This is a genomic window from Marisediminicola senii (assembly GCF_011057645.1).
Lineage (GTDB): Bacteria > Actinomycetota > Actinomycetes > Actinomycetales > Microbacteriaceae > Marisediminicola > Marisediminicola senii.
This window is the reverse complement of sequence record NZ_JAALGE010000007.1, coordinates 1-17,414: the sequence shown is the minus strand read 5'-3', so window position 1 is coordinate 17,414 and position 17,414 is coordinate 1. Positions and strand designations below refer to the sequence as shown.

Below are 17,414 nucleotides of genomic sequence, written 5' to 3'. Positions count from 1 at the left end.
GCTACTTCTGCGCGCCGAGCTCCTCGGCTACGAGGAACGCGAGCTCGAGCGACTGCATGTGGTTCAGGCGCGGGTCGCACAGCGACTCGTAGCGGGTGGCGAGGGTGGCCTCGTCGATGTGCTCCGAACCGCCGAGGCACTCGGTGACGTCGTCTCCGGTGAGCTCGATGTGGATGCCGCCGGGGTGGGTGCCTGCCGCACGGTGCGCCTCGAAGAAGCCCTTGACCTCGTCGACGACGTCGTCGAAACGGCGCGTCTTGTAGCCGGACGGCGTGGTGAGGCCGTTGCCGTGCATCGGGTCAGAGATCCATAGCGGCGTCGCGTCGAACTTCTTGATCGCCTCCAGCAGGGGCGGCAGCGCGTCGCGCACCTTGCCTGCACCCATGCGGGAGATGAAGGTCAGCCGCCCCGGCTCGCGGTCGGGGTCGAGCTTGTCGATCAGCCGTTCCATGTCGTCGGGCGACGTGGTGGGCCCGAGCTTGACCCCGATGGGGTTGCGCACCCGCGAGAAGTAGTCGACGTGGGCGCCGTCGAGGTCGCGCGTGCGCTCCCCGATCCACAGGAAGTGCGCCGACGTGTTGACGGGCATGCCGTTGCGGGAGTCGATGCGGGTCATCGGCCGCTCGTAGTCCATCAGCAGGCCCTCGTGCGCGGTGTAGAACTCGACGCGCTTGAGCTCGTCGAAGTCGGCGCCCGCCGCCTCCATGAACTTGATCGCGCGGTCGATGTCGCGGGCCAGCAGTTCGTAGCGGGCGTTGGCGGGGTTGCGGGCGAAGCCCTTGTTCCAGCTGTGCACCTGGCGCAGATCGGCGAACCCGCCCTGGGTGAATGCACGCACGAGATTGAGGGTGGATGCCGCGGTGTGGTACCCCTGCACGAGGCGACGGGGATCCGCTGCCCGCGACTCCGGGGTGAAGTCATAGCCGTTGACGATGTCGCCGCGGTAGGCGGGGAGCGTCACGCCGTCGCGGGTCTCGTTGTCGCTCGACCGCGGCTTCGCGAACTGCCCGGCCATGCGGCCCATCTTGACGACCGGCGTCGACGCGCCGTAGGTGAGGACGACGGCCATCTGCAGCAGGGTCTTGACCCGGTTGCGGATCTGCTCGGCGGTCGCACCGGCGAAGGTCTCTGCACAGTCGCCGCCCTGCAGCACGAAGGCCTCACCGGATGCCGCGGCGGCGAGCCGCGAGCGGAGGATGTCGACCTCGCCAGCGAAGATCAGCGGAGGCAGCGACGCGATCTCGGCGGAAGCGGCACCGACGGCGTCCTTGTCTGGCCAGGCGGGCTGCTGCTTGATGGGGAGGTTCCGCCAGTTGTCGAGCCCGGCCACTACGGCGGCATCGGGCAGGACGACAGTATCTTCGGACGGATCCACCACGGTATTACCTCTTCGCTGCGGCGCGGACGCGAGTCATCCGCGCGGTTCAGGCCGACGAAGCGGCCCCGACAACACTACCGGCTCTGCGTCGGTGGCCAGCCGACCGGTCAGCGTGAGGCCGAGCCGCGCTTCTCCTTGACCGAGGTGGCGTACACATCGGAGTACTCCTGGCCGCTGAGCCGGTTCAGTTCGTACATGATCTCGTCGGTGATCGACCGCAGGATGAAGCGGTCGCCCTCCATACCGTGAAAGCGCGAGAAGTCCAGCGGCTCACCGATCACGATGCCGATGCGCTTGACGCGCGGAAGGCGTTTGCCGATGGGCATGACCGCCTCGGTGTCGATCATCGCGACGGGGATGACGGGAACGTCGCCCTCGAGGATCATGCGGGCCACGCCGGTGCGCCCACGGTAGAGCTTGCCGTCTGGACTGCGGGTGCCCTCCGGGTAGATGCCGAGTACCTCCCCGCGGTTGAGCACGCCGAGCCCGGTGAGCAGCGACGCCTCGGATGCCTTGCCTCCGGAGCGGTCGATGGGCAACATGCCGGCCGCCTTGAGGAAGGTGCGGGTGAACCAGCCCTTGATGCCGGTTCCGGTGTAGTAGTCGCTCTTGGCGAGAAAGCTGATCTGGCGGTCGATCATCAGCGGCAGGAACACCGAGTCGATGAACGAGAGGTGGTTGCTGGCGAGGATCACCCCACCGGTCTTGGGGATGTTCGAGTGCCCGATGACCCACGGCCGGAACGCGGTGCGCAGGATCGGACCGACGATCAGGTTCTTCATGAACCAGTAGAACATCTGCGCACCCTTCGAGAGACCGTGCCAGCATAGCCCGGGGCTGGCGGCACCGGATGCCGTTTGCCGGCCGTCACCGCGAGGTGGAATGCAGCCGCGCCAGGTCGGCCGCACCGACGACACCGGCGTCGTTGCCGAGCTCCGCGACCACGAACCGCGGTTCGGGGTGGAAGCCGCGCGCGGGCAGCGTCGCGAGGAACGACTCGCGCACGGGTTCGAGCAGCAGGTCGCCGGCGATCGCGACTCCCCCGCCGAACACGAACAGCTGCGGGTCGAGCACGGCGCTGAGCGATGCGCACGCCTGCCCGAGCCAGTGCCCGAGCTCCCGCAGGGCGTGGTTCGCCCCGGGGTCGCCCGCGGCAATGAGCGCCCCGACGTCGTCGCCGCGCAGGGTGCCGGTGCGTTCGCGGGCGATGGCGAGCTCGCGCCCGATGCCGCCGGCGTCGGCGATCGCGCCAGCCATCCGCAGCAGCGCTCGGCCGGATCCGTACTGCTCTATACAGCCGCGTGCGCCGCAGCCGCACGGCAGACCATCAGGAACGACCCTGAGGTGCCCGAGCTCTGCCCCGGCACCGAAGCCGCCTCGGAACAGCCGGTCGCGCGAGACGATGGCGCCGCCCACCCCGGTACCGATGGTGAGCATGGTCATGTCGCTCACCTGGCGGCCGGCGCCGAACCGGAACTCCGCCCACCCCGCCGCGTTCGCGTCGTTGTCGATGGTGATGTCGTACGGCAGGCGCGCGGAGAGCCGCTCGCGCAGCGGTTCCTCCCGCCACGGGATGTTCGGGGTGTAGTAGACGATCGACTGGTCGGCGTCGATGAACCCGGGGGCGGCGACACCGACCGCGGAGATCTCGCGGGATCCGGCGAGGCGGGTGACCATCCCGACGACCGCGTCGACGATGGCGTCGGAATCCCTGGCATCGGTGGCGACCCGGTCGTCGGCGAGGATGCGCCCGTCGTCGGAGACGACCGCCCCCGCGATCTTCGTGCCGCCGATGTCGATGCCGATCGCGTGCATGCTGGCCTTCCCGTCGTGTGCCCGCGAATGAGTCTATGGATGCCGCGGCTCGCGCGGCTCGCGGCCGGTGCGCACTCCGCCTGGGCGAATCGCTCTCCCCTGTAGACTGTGCCCATTCTTGCCCCCGGTACCAAAGGAGTTGCCGTGCACCAGTACGACGTACCCGCCATCGTCGATGCGGATCCCGACGCGAACGCGACGGACCTGCTCGAGGGTCGCGTGCGGGAGACGCCCGACCTCCCGCTCTTCGCCATCCCGACCGCGGGCGGAGGATGGCGCGACATCACCGCCTCCGAGTTCCGCTCCCAGGTCGTCGCGCTCGCCAAGGGCTTCGTTGCCGCGGGTATCGAGCCCGGTGACAAGATCGGGCTGATGTGCAAGACCCGCTACGAGTGGACCCTCATCGACTTCGCCGCCTGGTACGCCGGGGCGTTGCTCGTTCCGGTGTACGAGACCTCGTCGCCCAGCCAGGTGCAGTGGAACCTCAGCGACTCGGGCGCAACCGCGATGATCACCGAGACCGCCGACCACTTCGCCCGGTTCGACGAGGTGCTCGCCGATCTCCCCCTCGTCACGAAGGCGTGGCAGGTCGACCTCGGCGACCTCGACAAGCTCGCGGCCAAGGGGCTCGTCGCTGGCATCACCGACGAGGAGATCGAACGGCGTCGCAACATCGCCGTCGGCTCCGACATGGCGACCCTGATCTACACCTCCGGCACGACGGGTCGCCCCAAGGGCTGCATCATCACCCACTCCAACTTCGTCGAACTGTGCCGTAACGCGCAGCGGGCCCTGCCGGAGGTAGTGAGCCCCGGCGCATCCACCCTGCTCTTCATCACCACCGCGCACATCTTCGCCCGCTTCATCGCGATGCTCTGCGTGCACGGCGGGGTGAAGGTCGGCCACCAGCCGGACACCAAGCAGCTGCTGCCGTCGCTCGCCACCTACAAGCCGACCTTCCTGCTCGCGGTGCCGCGGGTGTTCGAGAAGGTCTACAACTCGTCGGAACAGAAAGCCGAGGCGGGCGGCAAGGGAAAGATCTTCCGCGCCGCAGCCGACGTCGCGATCGCGCACTCGAAGGCCGTCGACGCCGGGACCGTGCCCCTCGGCCTCAAGGTCAAGTACGCGCTGTTCGACCGGCTGGTCTACGCCAAGATCCGCGCGGCGATGGGCGGCAACGTGAAGTACGCGGTCTCGGGCTCCGCCCCGCTCGGCCTGCGCCTCGGGCACTTCTACCGCAGCCTCGGCATCACCATCCTCGAGGGCTACGGGCTCACCGAGACCACGGCCCCGATCTCGGTCAACCTGCCCTCGAACTTCGTGATCGGCAAGGTCGGCCCGCCCCTCCCCGGAGTGTCGGTGCGCATCGCCGACGACGGCGAGATCCAGGCGAAGGGCATCAACATCTTCGGCGGCTACTGGCAGAACCCCGAGGCCACCGCCAAGGAGTTCGACGGCGAGTGGTTCAAGACCGGCGACATCGGCACCATCGACGACAACGGCTACCTCGAGATCACCGGTCGCAAGAAGGAGATCCTGGTCACCGCTGGCGGCAAGAACGTCGCCCCGGCGGCGCTGGAGGACCCGATCAGGGCGAACCCGATCATCGGCCAGGTGATCGTGGTGGGCGACCAGAAGCCGTTCATCTCGGCGCTCATCACCCTCGACGACGAGATGCTGCCGGTCTGGCTGAAGAACAACGAAGAGGATCCCGATCAGGGCATCGCCGCGGCATCCACGAATCCCAAGGTGCTCGCAGAGATCCAAAGGGCGGTGGATGCCGCGAACGCGCAGGTATCGCGCGCGGAATCGATCCGCAAGTTCGTGGTGCTGAACACCGACCTCACGGAGGCCAGCGGTCACCTGACCCCGAAGCTGAGTATCAAGCGGAACGTGATCCTGGCCGATTTCGCCGACAGGATCGAGGGCATGTACCTCGGGGCGCCGACGACACAGGGCCAGACGATCGTCGGCTAGCGACGCTCCTCCGCGGATCAGACGGGTGCTAGAACCAGTCTGATTCGCGGATGAGGCGCATCGCCTCGCGCTTGGTCGGCTGGTCGAGCCCGTCGATGTAGAGCTTGCCGTCGAGGTGGTCCAGCTCGTGCTGGATGGCCTGGGCCATCAGTCCCTCGCCGCCGATCTCGACGGGGGTACCGTCGAGGTCGACGCCCGTGGCGCGGGCGTACGGGTAGCGGCTGCGCGGAAAGTAGAACCCGGGAACGGAGAGGCAGCCCTCTTCGACGAGGGCCGGCTCGCCCGACACCTCGGCGAGCACCGGGTTGATGATGTATCCGACGTCGCCGTCGATGTTGTAGCTGAACGCGCGCAGGTTGACGCCGATCTGGCACGCGGCGACGCCGGCGCGGCCGGGAAGGCGCACACTGTCGAGCAGGTCGTCGACAAGGGCGCGGGCGCCGGGGTGCGCCTCGCGGATCGGGTCGGACACCGTCTTGAGCACGGGATCCCCGAACAACCGGATCGCTCGTTCCGTCATGCGCTACCCCTGTCGTTCCTGCGCCTGTCGGATGTCGAAAAGGCCGTCGACCAGCCTACCCCGGCGAGGTTTCATCATTCAGGCACGCCGGGTGCGCGTCAGGCCGGCGTCACCTCGACCAGCAGGTCGCCGACGTCTACCTGCTGGGTGGACTGGATGGCGAGCCGCGCGACGGTACCCGCCACCGGGGAGGTGATGGCTGCCTCCATCTTCATGGCTTCGATCGACGCGACAGTCTGCCCCGCTGCAACGGTGGCGCCCTCGGCGACCTGCAGCGTGACGACGCCCGAGAACGGCGCCGCCACGTGGCCGGGCTTCGAGTGGTCGGCCTTTTCCGATGCGGTGGTGTCGACCTTGATGCCGCGGTCACGGATGAACACCGGGCGCAGCTGCCCGTTGAGCGTGGTCATGACGGTGCGCATGCCCTTCTCGTCGGCGTCACCGATCGCCTCCAGCCCGACGAACAGGCTCACGCCCTTGGCGATCTGCACGGTGTGCTCCTCGCCCTGGCGGAGCCCGTAGAGGTAGTCGGTGGTGTCGACGACGGAGAGGTCGCCGAACATCTCGCGCACCTGCTCGAACTGCTTGGTCGGGGCGGGGAACAGCAGGCGGTTGAGCGTCGCGCGGCGTTCAGTCGAGCCGCCGACGAGCGACGCGGTGTCGGCCTCGCTGACCTCGGCGGGCCCGGTCGCGACGGTGCGGCCCGCGAGCACCTTGCTGCGGAACGGCTCAGGCCATCCGCCGGGCAGGTCGCCCAGTTCGCCCGCCATGAAGCCGATCACCGAGTCGGGGATGTCGTACTTATCGGGGTTCTGCTCGAAGTCGGCCGGGTCGGCGTTCGCCGCGGCCAGCGCGAGGGCGAGGTCACCGACCACCTTCGATGACGGGGTGACCTTGGGCGGGCGGCCGAGCATACGGTTGGCGGCGGCGTAGAGGTCTTCGATTCTCTCGAACTGGTCGGCGAGCCCGAGCGCGATGGCCTGCTGGCGGAGGTTGGAGAGCTGGCCTCCCGGGATCTCGTGGTTGTACACGCGCCCGGTCGGCCCGGTGAGCCCGGACTCGAATGGACGGTACACGTGGCGTACCGCCTCCCAGTACGGTTCGAGGTCGGAGACGGCCTTGAGCGAGAGCCCGGTGTCGCGGTCGGTGTGGGCGAGGGCGGCCACGAGGGCGGAGGCGGAGGGCTGGCTGGTCGTTCCGGCCATCGGGGCGCTCGCGACATCGACCGCGTCTGCCCCGGCCTGGCTCGCGGCGAGCAGGGTGGCGAGCTGGCCGCCCGCGGTGTCGTGGGTGTGCACGTGCACGGGAACGTCGAACCGCGACCGCAGTGCGCTGACCAGGGTGCTGGCGGCGCCCGCGCGGAGCAGCCCGGCCATGTCCTTGATCGCGATGATGTGGGCCCCGGCCGATACCATCTCGTCGGCGAGTCTCAGGTAGTAGTCGAGGGTGTAGAGCGTCTCGGCCGGGTCGAGCAGGTCGGCGGTGTAACAGAGGGCGACCTCGGCGACGGCGTTGCCGGTCTCGAGCACCGAGTCGATGGCGGGGCGCATCTGCTCGACATCGTTGAGCGCATCGAAGATACGGAAGATGTCGACGCCGGACGACGCCGCCTCCTTGACGAAGGCGTCGGTGACCTGGGTTGGGTACGGCGTGTAGCCGACCGTGTTGCGGCCGCGAAGCAGCATCTGGATCGCGACGTTGGGCAGCGCCGCCCGCATCGAGGCGAGCCGTTCCCACGGGTCTTCGCCGAGGAAGCGCAGCGCGACGTCGTAGGTGGCGCCGCCCCAGGCCTCGACCGACAGCAACTCTGGCGTCATCCTGGCCACGTACGGCAGTGCTTCGACGAGGTCCCGCGTGCGCACGCGGGTGGCGAGCAGCGACTGGTGGGCGTCGCGGAAGGTGGTGTCGGTGACCGCCAGCGGGGTCTGGGCGCGGAGGGCTGCGGCGAACCCGGTCGGTCCGAGCTCGAGCAGGCGCTGGCGGGATCCCGCGGGCGCCGGGGTGTCGAGGTCGAGGGTGGGCAGCTTGATGGCCGGGCTGATGACGCCCGCACCGTCGCCGTGGGGCTGGTTGACGGTGACGTCGGCGAGCCAGTTGAGGATCTTGGTTCCGCGGTCCTTCGACAGGTGGGTCTTCACCAGGTTGGGACGCTCGTCGATGAACGAGGTGCTGAGGTCGCCCGCGGCGAATTCCGGGTCGTCGAGCACGGCCTGCAGGAACGGGATATTGGTCGCGACGCCGCGGATGCGGAACTCGGCGAGGCCTCGGCGGGCGCGGCCGATGGCTGCGGCGAAGTCGCGGCCGCGGCAGGTCATCTTGACCAGCATCGAGTCGAAGTGCGGGCTGATCTGGGTGCCGGGGTTGATGGTGCCACCATCGAGACGGATGCCGCCACCACCGGGCGACCGGTAGGTGGTGATCTTTCCGGTGTCGGGGCGGAACCCCGCCGACGGGTCCTCCGTCGTGATGCGGCACTGCAGGGCGGCACCGCGCAGCCGGATGTCACCCTGCTGCAGCCCGAGCTCGGCCAGCGACTGCCCGTAGGCGATGCGCATCTGCGACTGCACGAGGTCGACGTCGGTCACCTCTTCGGTGACGGTGTGCTCCACCTGGATGCGCGGGTTCATCTCGATGAACACGTGCTGTCCCTTGCGCTCCCCCGCGGTGTCGAGCAGGAACTCGACGGTGCCGGCGTTGACGTAGCCGATCGATTTCGCGAACGCGATGGCGTCGCGGTACATGGCCTGCCGGGTGTTGTCGTCGAGGTTCGGCGCCGGGGCGATCTCGACGACCTTCTGGTGTCGGCGCTGCACCGAGCAGTCGCGCTCGAACAGGTGGACCGTCTCCCCCGACGAGTCGGCGAGGATCTGCACCTCGATGTGCCGCGGGCGCACCACGGCCTGCTCGAGGAACATCGTGGGGTCGCCGAACGCACTGTCGGCCTCGCGCATCGCCTCCTCGAGCGATCCGCGCAGCTCGTCGCGGGTCTTGACGAGGCGCATGCCGCGCCCGCCTCCCCCGGCAACGGCCTTCGCAAACAGCGGGAAGCCGATCCCGTCGGCGGCGCTGAGCAGCTCGTCGAGGTCGCGGGAGGCCGGCGTCGACGCGAGCACGGGAACGCCGGCGGCGATGGCGTGCTCCTTGGCGGTGACCTTGTTACCCGCCATCTTGAGCACGTCCTGCCCTGGCCCGATGAAGGTGATGCCGTTCGCGGCGGCGGCCTCCGCGAGCTCGGGGTTCTCGGAGAGGAACCCGTAGCCCGGGTAGATGGCATCGGCGCCGCACTCCAGGGCGACGCGGATGATCTCGCCCACATCGAGGTAGGCGCGCACCGGATGCCCCGGCTCGCCGATCTGGTATGCCTCGTCAGCCTTCAGCCGGTGCAGTGAATTGCGGTCCTCGTGCGGGAACACCGCCACCGTCGACGCGCCCAGTTCGTATGCCGCGCGAAAAGCCCTGATCGCGATCTCGCCGCGGTTGGCCACCAGAATCTTCGTGAACATCAGGTTCCTTCATCGTGATCGACCACAACGTCGACGTTTAGGTGCTTTCAGACTAGTGAAGGTATCGTTTCATCTCGTGCATGTACTCAGCGTCAGCTCCCTGAAGGGGGGCGTGGGAAAGACCACGGTGACGCTCGGACTCGCGTCCGCCGCCTTCGCCAAGGGACTTCGCACCCTCGTGGTCGACCTCGACCCGCAGTCCGATGTCTCGACCGGCATGGATATCGACATCGCCGGCCACCTCAACGTCGCCGACGTGCTCGCTTCTCCCAAGGAGAAGATAGTGCGGTCGGCGATCGCCCCGAGCGGGTGGACGAAGGGTCGGCCAGGCACCGTCGACGTGCTCATCGGCAGCCCGTCGTCCATCAATTTCGACGGCCCGCACCCGAGCATCAAGGACATCTGGAAGCTCGAGGAGGCGCTCGCCCACGTCGAGTCCGACTACGACATCGTGCTCATCGACTGCCCGCCGTCGCTCAACGCCCTCACCCGCACCGCGTGGGCCGCCAGCGACCGCGTCGCCGTGGTCACGGAGCCCGGCCTGTTCTCCGTCGCCGCGGCCGACCGTGCCCTGCGCGCGATCGAGGAGATCCGCCGCGGCCTCTCGCCGCGGCTGCAGCCCCTCGGCATCGTCGTGAACCGCGCGCGGGTGCAGTCGCTCGAGCACCAGTTCCGCATCAAGGAACTGCGCGACATGTTCGGCCCCCTCGTACTCAGCCCGCACCTTCCGGAGCGCACGTCGCTGCAGCAGGCCCAGGGGGCGGCGAAGCCCCTGCACATGTGGCCTGGTGACAACGCGCAGGAGATGTCGCGCAACTTCGACCAGCTGCTGCTTCGCGTGATGCGCGCGGCCCGCATGGAAGACCCGCAGCCCGCCGCGACCGCAGCGCAGTAGGCCAGGCCCCCGCTCCGCGGGCCGAAAGGCGAGCGGTGGTACAAGCAGGCGGCGCTGGGGCCAGCTGTAGCACGGCCCATCTGTCACGGCCCATCTGTAGGCCGGGGATGCTAGAGACCGGTGGATGCTGCCGCTCAGCTGGCCTTGTTCGAGCGACGCACCGCGAGCTCGTCGGCCACGTCGGGCAGCTGCGCGTCGATGTCGACCAGGGTGGACTCCACCTCACGCAGCACCTTGCCGATGGCGATGCCGAAGACACCCTGGCCACGGCTGACGAGGTCGATGACCTCGTCGTCGGAGGTGCACAGGTAGACGCTCGCGCCGTCGCTCATCAGCGTGGTCTGTGCGAGGTCGTTGACGCCGGCCTCGCGCAGCTGGTTGACCGCGGTGCGGATCTGCTGCAGCGAGATGCCGGTGTCGAGGAGGCGCTTGACGAGCTTGAGCACGAGGATGTCGCGAAAGCCGTAGAGGCGCTGCGATCCGGAGCCGGCTGCTCCGCGCACGGTCGGTTCGACGAGCTCGGTGCGGGCCCAGTAGTCGAGCTGGCGGTAGCTGATCCCGGCGGCGCGGGCGGCGACGGCGCCGCGGTAGCCGGAGGCGTCATCGAGGTCGGGCAGACCGTCGGTGAAGAGTAGTTCCATGTCGTAGCGAGGATCCTCGCTGCGGCTGCTCACTTCACTCATGCGATTGCTCTCTGCCTCTCGGCATGTTGTTCGCGGTCCGCGGCTGCGTCCCCACCAGCAGGTCAACGCTACCCAGACCGGGAGGCCGGGGCAATGACATCCGCTCGAACGGCTGCGGCGTGTCGCGCCCAGGCCGTGCGGAGCTAATTGTCGAGCCGTCCGAGGGCGGACCGGATGAGGCTCGAGCGCACGATCTCGAGCTGGCCCGCGATCTCGCGGGCGAGTTCGAGCGCCTTCGCGCGGCTCGACGCGTCGTTGCGGCGGGTCACCGGCATCAGCGCGTTCTCGATCAGGCCGAGTTCCCGCTCGGCGGCGACCCGGAAGGTGCGCAGGTGCCGCGGCTCGATACCGGACTTCTGCAGTTCGACGAGCGACCTCAACACGTTGACTGCGTCGTCCCCGTAGTACTCGGAGGCGACGATCAGCGACGAGGAGACCGCGTCATTGAGCAGCTGTGGGGTGGCCCCCGCCTCCTTGATCAGTTCTTCGCGGGGCAGCCGCCGCTCGGTGGAGAGGATCGATGGCACGGACGACGCGCCACCCGGCAGTTGCGGCTGCCTGCCGGCATCCAAGTCGTCGAGGTATTCCTTGATGACCTTGAGCGGCAGGTAGTGCTCCCGCTGGAGGGTGAGCACGAAGCGCAGGCGTTCAAGGTCGGACGGTGAGAACTTGCGGTAGCCGGACTCGGTGCGCGACGGGCAGATGAGCTTGCGCTCCTCGAGGAACCGCAGCTTCGACGGGGTGAGGTCGGGAAAGTCGACCGTCATGCGGGCGAGGACCTGCCCGATGCTCAGCAGCGTGGTGGGGCCGGGCGCTCTCGCCTGGCCCGCAGTCGCCGCCACTACGCGAACGCCTGGGTCGCGAGGTCGGCCCGGGAGGCGTAGAAGGTGAGACGGAACTTGCCGACCTGTACTTCGGCGCCGTCGCTCAGCATGGCGCTGTCGACGCGGATGCCGTCGAAGTAGGTGCCGTTCAGCGACCCGAGGTCGCGCAGCTCGAACGCGGTGCCGGTGCGGTGGAACTCGGTATGCCGACGAGACACGGTGACGTCGTCGAGGAAGATGTCTGCGTCGCTGTGGCGGCCGACCGTCGTGACGTCGGCATCGAGCAGGAACCGGGCCCCGCTGTTCGGGCCGCGGCGCACGATCAGTAGCGCGGAGCCGGAGGGGAGGGCCGCAATGGCCTGCTGCTCTTCGACGGAGACCTCACCGGTGAGGGCCGCTACCTGGGCCGCGAACTCACTCGTGAAGTGCGCACTGGTGTCGGTCGATTCGTACTGGGCACCCGCCCCGTTACCCACCGGGTTCGCGTCGGCCTCATGCTCGTGCGACAGATCAGCCATCGTGAACCTCCTTTAGGGTCCCAGCGTATCTGATGACGCGGCGTGGTCGTCTCGCGATGAGCGGATCACGCGGGAGGTTTGCACGAGGTAGATCGCGCCCGCCCACCAGTACAGGAATGCGCCCCACAGCGCGAACGCCCATCCCACCGGGTCGGTCACCGGGCTGACGTTCGGGAAGGCCTCGCCGATCATCAGGATGGGCAGCGCGTAGAACAGGCAGAACGTGGCGACCTTGCCGAGGTGGTGCACGGGAAGTGGCCCGAACCCGTGGTTAGCGAGCACCACCCCGAGCACCAGGAGCACCACGTCGCGCCCGACGATCGCGGCGACGAGCCACCACGGCACGACCTCCCGCGCGGCCAGTCCGAACAGCGTCGCGAAGATGAACAGGCGATCGGCGGCCGGGTCGAGCAGCTGGCCCAGTCGGGACATCTGGTCGAACCGACGGGCGATCACGCCGTCGAGGTAATCGGTGACACTCGAGACCACCAGCACGAGCAGGGCGAGGGCATCTTCGCCCGACAGGATGAGGCCGAGGAACACCGGCACCAGCGCAAGCCGGAGGAAACTCAGGCAATTGGGCACCGTGAGGATGCGATTGCTCACGTTCTGCGACCTGTTCGACTCCACGCTGCCCGAGTCTATAGAGCACGTACCCGACCCCCGGAAACCGGCGCCGGGCGCGGACATTCCGCTTCTCGTCGGGACTTCTGCTCCCCAGCCTGCGTCGTGGCCGTCCCCCCGAAGTGGGGAGTGTCCAGAAAGTGAACTCTCCATAGACTTTGTGAGCAGACCAGTCAGCGGGCGTACCCAATCCCGCCGACGCGTGAGCCTGATGGCCACCGGTCGCGAGAACAGAACAACTCCCCCCGAAACACCTTGACCCGTACCCGAAGCGAGTCATCACCATCCAGCCAGTGCACTCCCCCGTGCCCTGCCTCGCGCTTCAGGTAGCTCCCCGTCGAGGACGCAATCACCTGTCCCCCGAATCGCAGGCACCCCTATGGCATTACCCATCTCTTCACCGCGGCACCGGCCGGCCATCGCGCCGCTGCGCCTCGTGGAAGACCCCTCAGCGGGTTCCTCGCTGAGCGTGGTCCCGGGGTCGGCGACGCTCCCGGAATGGGCGTCGTCGTACCGGCGCAGGCTCATCGCCACCGATACCGCGGTCATCGTGCTCTCGGTGACGGGTGCCTTCGCCGCACGGTTCTGGTGGGGCGCCACACCGCTGCAGTTCGGCGAGATCGTCGCCCACTACCTGGTCATCACCGCGGTGATCATGACGTCGTGGCTCGTCGCGCTCACCGTGTACCGGTCACGCGAGCAGCGCCTCATGGGTGCGGGCGTCGCGGAATACCGCAGGGTCGCCGCCGCGAGCTTCGTCGCCTTCGGGCTGCTGGCCATCGCGTTCCAGATCCTCGAGATCGACGTCGCACGCGGCTTCTTCGTGCTCGCCCTCCCGCTCGGCGTGCTGGCCCTGCTCGCCGGGCGCTGGTCGTGGCGCAACTGGCTGAACCGACGTCGCTCGCACGGCGACTACCGTTCCCGCACCCTCGTGGTCGGCGAGCGCGCCGACGTGGAATTCGTCACCCGCCAGATGGAGCGGCAGCCGAACTCCGCGTACGAGATCGTGGGCGCCGCCATCGACGGTGACATGCAGTCCCCCGTCAGCCTCGCCTCCCGCTCGATTCCCGTGGTGTCGAGCCATGCCGACGTCGCCAGGGCGGCTGCGCGCATGAACGTCGACGCCGTCATCGTCGCGGGGCACCCGTCGGGCGGCAGCCACTACATCCGCGACCTCGGCTGGGATCTCGAGGGCACCGCAGCCGAGCTGATCGTGGCCTCGCGCCTGACCAATGTGGCCGGCCCCCGCATCCATTTCCGTCCCGTCGAGGGCCTGCCCCTGATGCATGTCGAGCTGCCGCAGTACGAGGGCGGCAAGCACGTGCTCAAGCGCGCCCTCGACGTCGTCGGGTCGGCCGCCGGGCTGGTGCTGCTGCTTCCGCTGATGGTCGTCATCGCGGTGCTGGTGCGCCTCGACAGCGACGGCCCGGTGCTGTTCCGGCAGGAACGCGTCGGCCGCGGCGGCGCAGCGTTCTCGATACTGAAGTTCCGTTCGATGGTGTCGACCGCCGAAGACGACCTCGCCGGCCTGCTCGACCAGAACCAGGGCGCCGGCGTGCTGTTCAAGATGCAGAACGACCCCCGCGTCACGCGGATCGGGCGCGTGCTGCGCCGGTACTCGCTCGACGAGCTACCTCAGCTGTGGAACGTGCTCATAGGCGACATGAGCCTGGTCGGCCCCCGCCCGCCGCTGCGACGCGAAGTCGCCGACTACGAGAGCCGCGTGCACCGCCGGCTCTACATCAAGCCGGGCATTACCGGAATGTGGCAGGTCAACGGGCGTTCCACGCTCGACTGGGACGAGAGCGTTCGGCTCGACCTGTATTACGTGGAGAACTGGTCGATCACCGGTGACCTCGTCATCCTCTGGCGCACCCTGCGCGTGCTGCGGCAGTCAGTGGGTGCCTGGTGATTCCCACCTCCCCCTCCCGCGGCGTTCCCCGCGCCGCCACCCCCATGAACCCATCACCGCAGGCCTCCCCCGGGGCCGTCCCCACCCCGTCCACCCGACGACGAAAGGTATCCCCCATGCCGACCGCAGACCACCCCAGCTGGAACAGGAAAGCAGGACGACCCTTGCGCATCGCGATGGTCGGAACCCGGGGAGTACCCGCCGCCTACGGGGGATTCGAGACCGCCGTCGAAGAGATCGGCCAGCGCCTCGTCGCCTCCGGGCACCAGATCATGGTGTACTGCCGCACCACGGGAGACGACCAGCCGAAGAAGGAACACCTCGGCATGTCGCTCGTGCACCTGCCCGCCGTGCGGTCGAAGACCCTCGAGACGCTCAGCCACACCTTCCTCTCGATCCTCCACCTGGTCGTCCACCAGCGCCCCGACATGGTGTTCCTGTTCAATGCGGCGAACTCGCCGTTCCTGCCGCTGCTGCGCATGTTCCGCATCCCGGTCGCCGTTCACGTCGACGGGTTGGAATGGAAGCGCGGCAAGTGGGGCAAGACCGGCCGCCGCTACTACAAGGTCGCCGAGCAGCTCGCCGTGCAGTGGGCGGACGCCCTCATCGCCGACGCCCAGGGCATCGCCGACTACTACACCGAAAAGTTCCAGACCGACACCGACCTCATCACCTACGGCACCAAGATCATCACCGACCCCGCCGCCGACCGCATCGCCGAGCTCGGACTCACCGCCGGCCAGTACCACCTGGTCGTCGCGCGGTTCGAGCCGGAGAACCACGTCGACGTGATCGTCGACGGATACAGCGCCAGCGATGCGAAGCTCCCCCTCGTCGTGGTCGGCTCCGCGCCGTACTCCGCCGAATACACCGACCGCATCGCGGCCGTCGCCGCGGCGGATCCGCGCATCCGCATGCTCGGCGGCGTGTGGGACCAGGAGCTCCTGGACCAGCTCTACGCCAACGCCCTGACCTACCTGCACGGGCACTCGGTGGGCGGCACGAACCCGTCGCTGCTGCGCGCCATGGGCGCCGGCACCTCAGTGATCGCCTGGGACGTCAACTTCAACCGCGAGGTCGTCTCCGAGGCGGCCTATTTCTCCAGCCCGTCCGACGTCACCGCCCTGGTGAACGAAGCCGAGGCCGAGCCGGAGTGGCACCACCGCCACGGGGCAGCACTGCGCGTGCGCGCCGCCGCCGTCTACAACTGGGAGACCGTGACCGACGGCTACGAGCAGCTTGCGAACCGTCTCGCCCACGGCCACACCGTGCCCGCCACCCGCACCGGCGAGCCGACCACGGCAGACCGCCACCTCGCCGCCGCGGGCACGCAGAGGGAGCGCTACGTTGCATAACCCGACAGCCACCCAGGCACAGCATGGCGCCCGCGCCGTCCACGACACCCGAGCCACTGCCGAGAGCTACACCGACACCGTGCGCCGGCTCTCCTCCGCGCAGAAGAAAGCCGCCCCCGGCGCCCCGGCGTACTCGATCCTCGTGAACCGGCCGGCCGGCCGACTGCTCGCGGCCGCCGCGTACCGCGCCGGACTCACACCCAACATGGTGACCGGCATCAGCGCCCTGTTCACCTTCACCGGGATCGCCTGCATCGCCCTGGCCGAGCCGACCTGGGTCACCGGCATCGTCGTGTGGCTGCTCCTCGCCGTCGGCTACGCCTTCGACTCCGCCGACGGACAGGTCGCCCGCCTGCGCGGTGGCGGCTCCCGCGCCGGGGAGTGGCTCGACCACGTCGTCGACTCGGTCAAGATCGTCAGCCTGCACCTCGCGGTACTCATCTCGATGTTCCGGTTCTTCGACCTGCCCGACGGCTGGCTTCTGGTGCCGATCGCGTTTGCCATCGTCGCGACCGGGCAGTTCTTCGCGATGATCCTCAATGACCAGCTCAAGGCCGTGCACCGGGCGACCACGGGCGTCACGGTGCGACCGCGTACCTCCGCGAGCCTCGGGCGTTCCCTGCTCGTGCTGCCAACCGACTACGGCATCCTGTGCCTGGCGTTCGTGCTGCTCGGCGCCCCCGCCGTGTTCCTCGCGGCGTACTCCGTGCTGCTGCTGGGCAACGCCGGGTACTTCGCGCTGGCCTCGGTCAAGTGGTTCCGCGACATGGTGTCGCTCGATGCCGTGCCGCGCGACGAGGTGCCTGCTGACGTCGTGACCGGTGCCGCCCTGCGCGTGCCCGCCGACGCCGCGCGTGGGGCTGGCGTTCGATGACCGACACCACACCGGGCGACGGCACCGAGCTGCCGGTCGACCCGCACCGCCCCCGCATCGCGTGGTGGGTGACCGCCGGCGCCGTGCTGCTCATCGTGATCGTCGTCGTGGCCATCGCCCTGGGGGTTCCCCGCACCGACGGCGATGATTCCGAGCCGACGGCCGGCAGCGCATCGCCGAGTGCGACGGCATCGGTCGAGCCGACCGCGTCGCCCGCACCGTCGGAGGAAGAGCCCGGGGCATCGACGGTGCCCGACGCCGAGGCATCCACCCCGGTCGACGACGCCGACGATGCGGTGAGCGACGGCTCCGGCGAGCGCCCGGCCCCGACCACGGTGGCCATCGACGATACGGCAGCCCTGGGCAACGGCGCCGAGGTGCGCATCGACCGCCTCGAATCCGTCCGGGGAGAGGCGGTCGCGCCCGGGGAGCACGCCGGGGGCGCCCCCCCCGTCGCCCCCCCCACAGTCAAAACGACCGCCGAGAGCATCGACACCCGCCCCACCGCAGCCGCACGCCACCTCAGCGCCGGGCCC

Annotated in this window: 14 protein-coding genes and 1 pseudogene; 6 read left to right on the top strand and 9 right to left on the bottom strand. The window is 68.9% G+C overall.

Annotation, left to right across the window (positions count from 1 at the left end; genetic code table 11):
* Nucleotide 1: 1 nt before the first annotated feature.
* The 3 genes from G5S38_RS04660 to G5S38_RS04650 all read right to left on the bottom strand — a co-directional run bounded on the left by G5S38_RS04660 (nucleotide 2) and on the right by G5S38_RS04650 (nucleotide 3,193).
* Nucleotides 2–1,378 carry a class II 3-deoxy-7-phosphoheptulonate synthase gene (locus tag G5S38_RS04660; RefSeq protein WP_165065039.1) on the bottom strand — a complete coding sequence of 459 codons (1,377 nt, stop codon included), beginning with the start codon at nucleotides 1,376–1,378 and terminating at the stop codon, nucleotides 2–4.
* 107 nt (nucleotides 1,379–1,485) lie between these two features.
* On the bottom strand, nucleotides 1,486–2,175 hold the full coding sequence (locus tag G5S38_RS04655) for a lysophospholipid acyltransferase family protein (protein WP_165065036.1): 690 nt from the start codon (nucleotides 2,173–2,175) through the stop codon (nucleotides 1,486–1,488).
* 70 nt (nucleotides 2,176–2,245) lie between these two features.
* Nucleotides 2,246–3,193, bottom strand: a complete 948-nt coding sequence (locus G5S38_RS04650; RefSeq protein ID WP_165065033.1) for an ROK family glucokinase — start codon at nucleotides 3,191–3,193, stop codon at nucleotides 2,246–2,248.
* A 144-nt stretch (nucleotides 3,194–3,337) separates the two neighbouring features.
* Here G5S38_RS04650 and G5S38_RS04645 point away from each other — a divergent pair, with 144 nt between their 5' ends.
* Nucleotides 3,338–5,170, top strand: coding sequence for an AMP-dependent synthetase/ligase (locus G5S38_RS04645; RefSeq protein WP_165065030.1), 1,833 nt, complete (start codon nucleotides 3,338–3,340; stop codon nucleotides 5,168–5,170).
* A gap of 28 nt (nucleotides 5,171–5,198) precedes the next feature.
* Here the strand turns inward: G5S38_RS04645 and G5S38_RS04640 are convergent, their stop codons facing one another.
* Nucleotides 5,199–5,690 carry a peptide deformylase gene (locus G5S38_RS04640; RefSeq protein ID WP_165065027.1) on the bottom strand — a complete coding sequence of 164 codons (492 nt, stop codon included), beginning with the start codon at nucleotides 5,688–5,690 and terminating at the stop codon, nucleotides 5,199–5,201.
* Between the two features lie 98 nt (nucleotides 5,691–5,788).
* Nucleotides 5,789–9,193: a pyruvate carboxylase gene (locus G5S38_RS04635; RefSeq protein WP_165065024.1), complete on the bottom strand. Its 3,405-nt coding sequence runs from the start codon at nucleotides 9,191–9,193 to the stop codon at nucleotides 5,789–5,791.
* Between the two features lie 76 nt (nucleotides 9,194–9,269).
* On the opposite strand from G5S38_RS04635, the gene G5S38_RS04630 reads away from it, so the two are divergent.
* Nucleotides 9,270–10,088 (top strand): ParA family protein, encoded by an 819-nt coding sequence (locus G5S38_RS04630; RefSeq protein ID WP_165065021.1) that lies wholly within the window; start codon nucleotides 9,270–9,272, stop codon nucleotides 10,086–10,088.
* A gap of 134 nt (nucleotides 10,089–10,222) precedes the next feature.
* Here G5S38_RS04630 and G5S38_RS04625 read toward each other — a convergent pair whose 3' ends face one another.
* The 4 genes from G5S38_RS04625 to G5S38_RS04610 form a co-directional block, all read right to left on the bottom strand.
* Entirely contained in the window at nucleotides 10,223–10,771 is a 549-nt protein-coding gene (locus tag G5S38_RS04625; protein ID WP_165065018.1) for a MerR family transcriptional regulator, read from the bottom strand.
* A 143-nt stretch (nucleotides 10,772–10,914) separates the two neighbouring features.
* Nucleotides 10,915–11,613 (bottom strand): transcriptional regulator FtsR, encoded by a 699-nt coding sequence (gene ftsR, locus G5S38_RS04620; protein WP_165065013.1) that lies wholly within the window; start codon nucleotides 11,611–11,613, stop codon nucleotides 10,915–10,917.
* Nucleotides 11,613–12,113: an FHA domain-containing protein gene (locus tag G5S38_RS04615; protein WP_165065009.1), complete on the bottom strand. Its 501-nt coding sequence runs from the start codon at nucleotides 12,111–12,113 to the stop codon at nucleotides 11,613–11,615. The genes ftsR and G5S38_RS04615 overlap by 1 nt, the downstream gene beginning before the upstream one ends.
* Nucleotides 12,114–12,125: 12 nt before the next feature.
* Nucleotides 12,126–12,743, bottom strand: a complete 618-nt coding sequence (locus G5S38_RS04610) for a CDP-alcohol phosphatidyltransferase family protein (RefSeq protein WP_235928896.1) — start codon at nucleotides 12,741–12,743, stop codon at nucleotides 12,126–12,128.
* A gap of 373 nt (nucleotides 12,744–13,116) precedes the next feature.
* On the opposite strand from G5S38_RS04610, the gene G5S38_RS04605 reads away from it, so the two are divergent.
* From G5S38_RS04605 to G5S38_RS04590, 4 genes and pseudogenes are all read left to right on the top strand, one after another.
* Nucleotides 13,117–14,649, top strand: a complete 1,533-nt coding sequence (locus tag G5S38_RS04605; protein WP_165065003.1) for a sugar transferase — start codon at nucleotides 13,117–13,119, stop codon at nucleotides 14,647–14,649.
* Between the two features lie 116 nt (nucleotides 14,650–14,765).
* Nucleotides 14,766–16,004, top strand: a complete 1,239-nt coding sequence (locus tag G5S38_RS04600; RefSeq protein WP_201276576.1) for a DUF1972 domain-containing protein — start codon at nucleotides 14,766–14,768, stop codon at nucleotides 16,002–16,004.
* A complete protein-coding gene (locus G5S38_RS04595; protein ID WP_165065000.1) occupies nucleotides 15,997–16,878 on the top strand; it encodes a CDP-alcohol phosphatidyltransferase family protein in 882 nt (293 codons plus the stop codon). The genes G5S38_RS04600 and G5S38_RS04595 overlap by 8 nt, the downstream gene beginning before the upstream one ends.
* Nucleotides 16,875–17,414 (top strand): annotated as a pseudogene (locus G5S38_RS04590) (hypothetical protein); the annotation flags it as partial. The gene G5S38_RS04595 and the pseudogene G5S38_RS04590, both read left to right, overlap by 4 nt.

What these genes read in the sequence shown, in the direction of transcription:
- G5S38_RS04655 (WP_165065036.1), bottom strand. Translation starts at nt 2,175, where the DNA reads ATGTTCTACTGGTTCATGAAGAACCTGATCGTCGGTCCGATCCTGCGC.
- G5S38_RS04650 (WP_165065033.1), bottom strand. Translation starts at nt 3,193, where the DNA reads ATGCACGCGATCGGCATCGACATCGGCGGCACGAAGATCGCGGGGGCG.
- G5S38_RS04640 (WP_165065027.1), bottom strand. Translation starts at nt 5,690, where the DNA reads ATGACGGAACGAGCGATCCGGTTGTTCGGGGATCCCGTGCTCAAGACG.
- G5S38_RS04635 (WP_165065024.1), bottom strand. Translation starts at nt 9,193, where the DNA reads ATGTTCACGAAGATTCTGGTGGCCAACCGCGGCGAGATCGCGATCAGG.
- G5S38_RS04625 (WP_165065018.1), bottom strand. Translation starts at nt 10,771, where the DNA reads ATGAGTGAAGTGAGCAGCCGCAGCGAGGATCCTCGCTACGACATGGAA.
- G5S38_RS04615 (WP_165065009.1), bottom strand. Translation starts at nt 12,113, where the DNA reads ATGGCTGATCTGTCGCACGAGCATGAGGCCGACGCGAACCCGGTGGGT.
- G5S38_RS04605 (WP_165065003.1), top strand. Translation starts at nt 13,117, where the DNA reads ATGGCATTACCCATCTCTTCACCGCGGCACCGGCCGGCCATCGCGCCG.
- G5S38_RS04600 (WP_201276576.1), top strand. Translation starts at nt 14,766, where the DNA reads ATGCCGACCGCAGACCACCCCAGCTGGAACAGGAAAGCAGGACGACCC.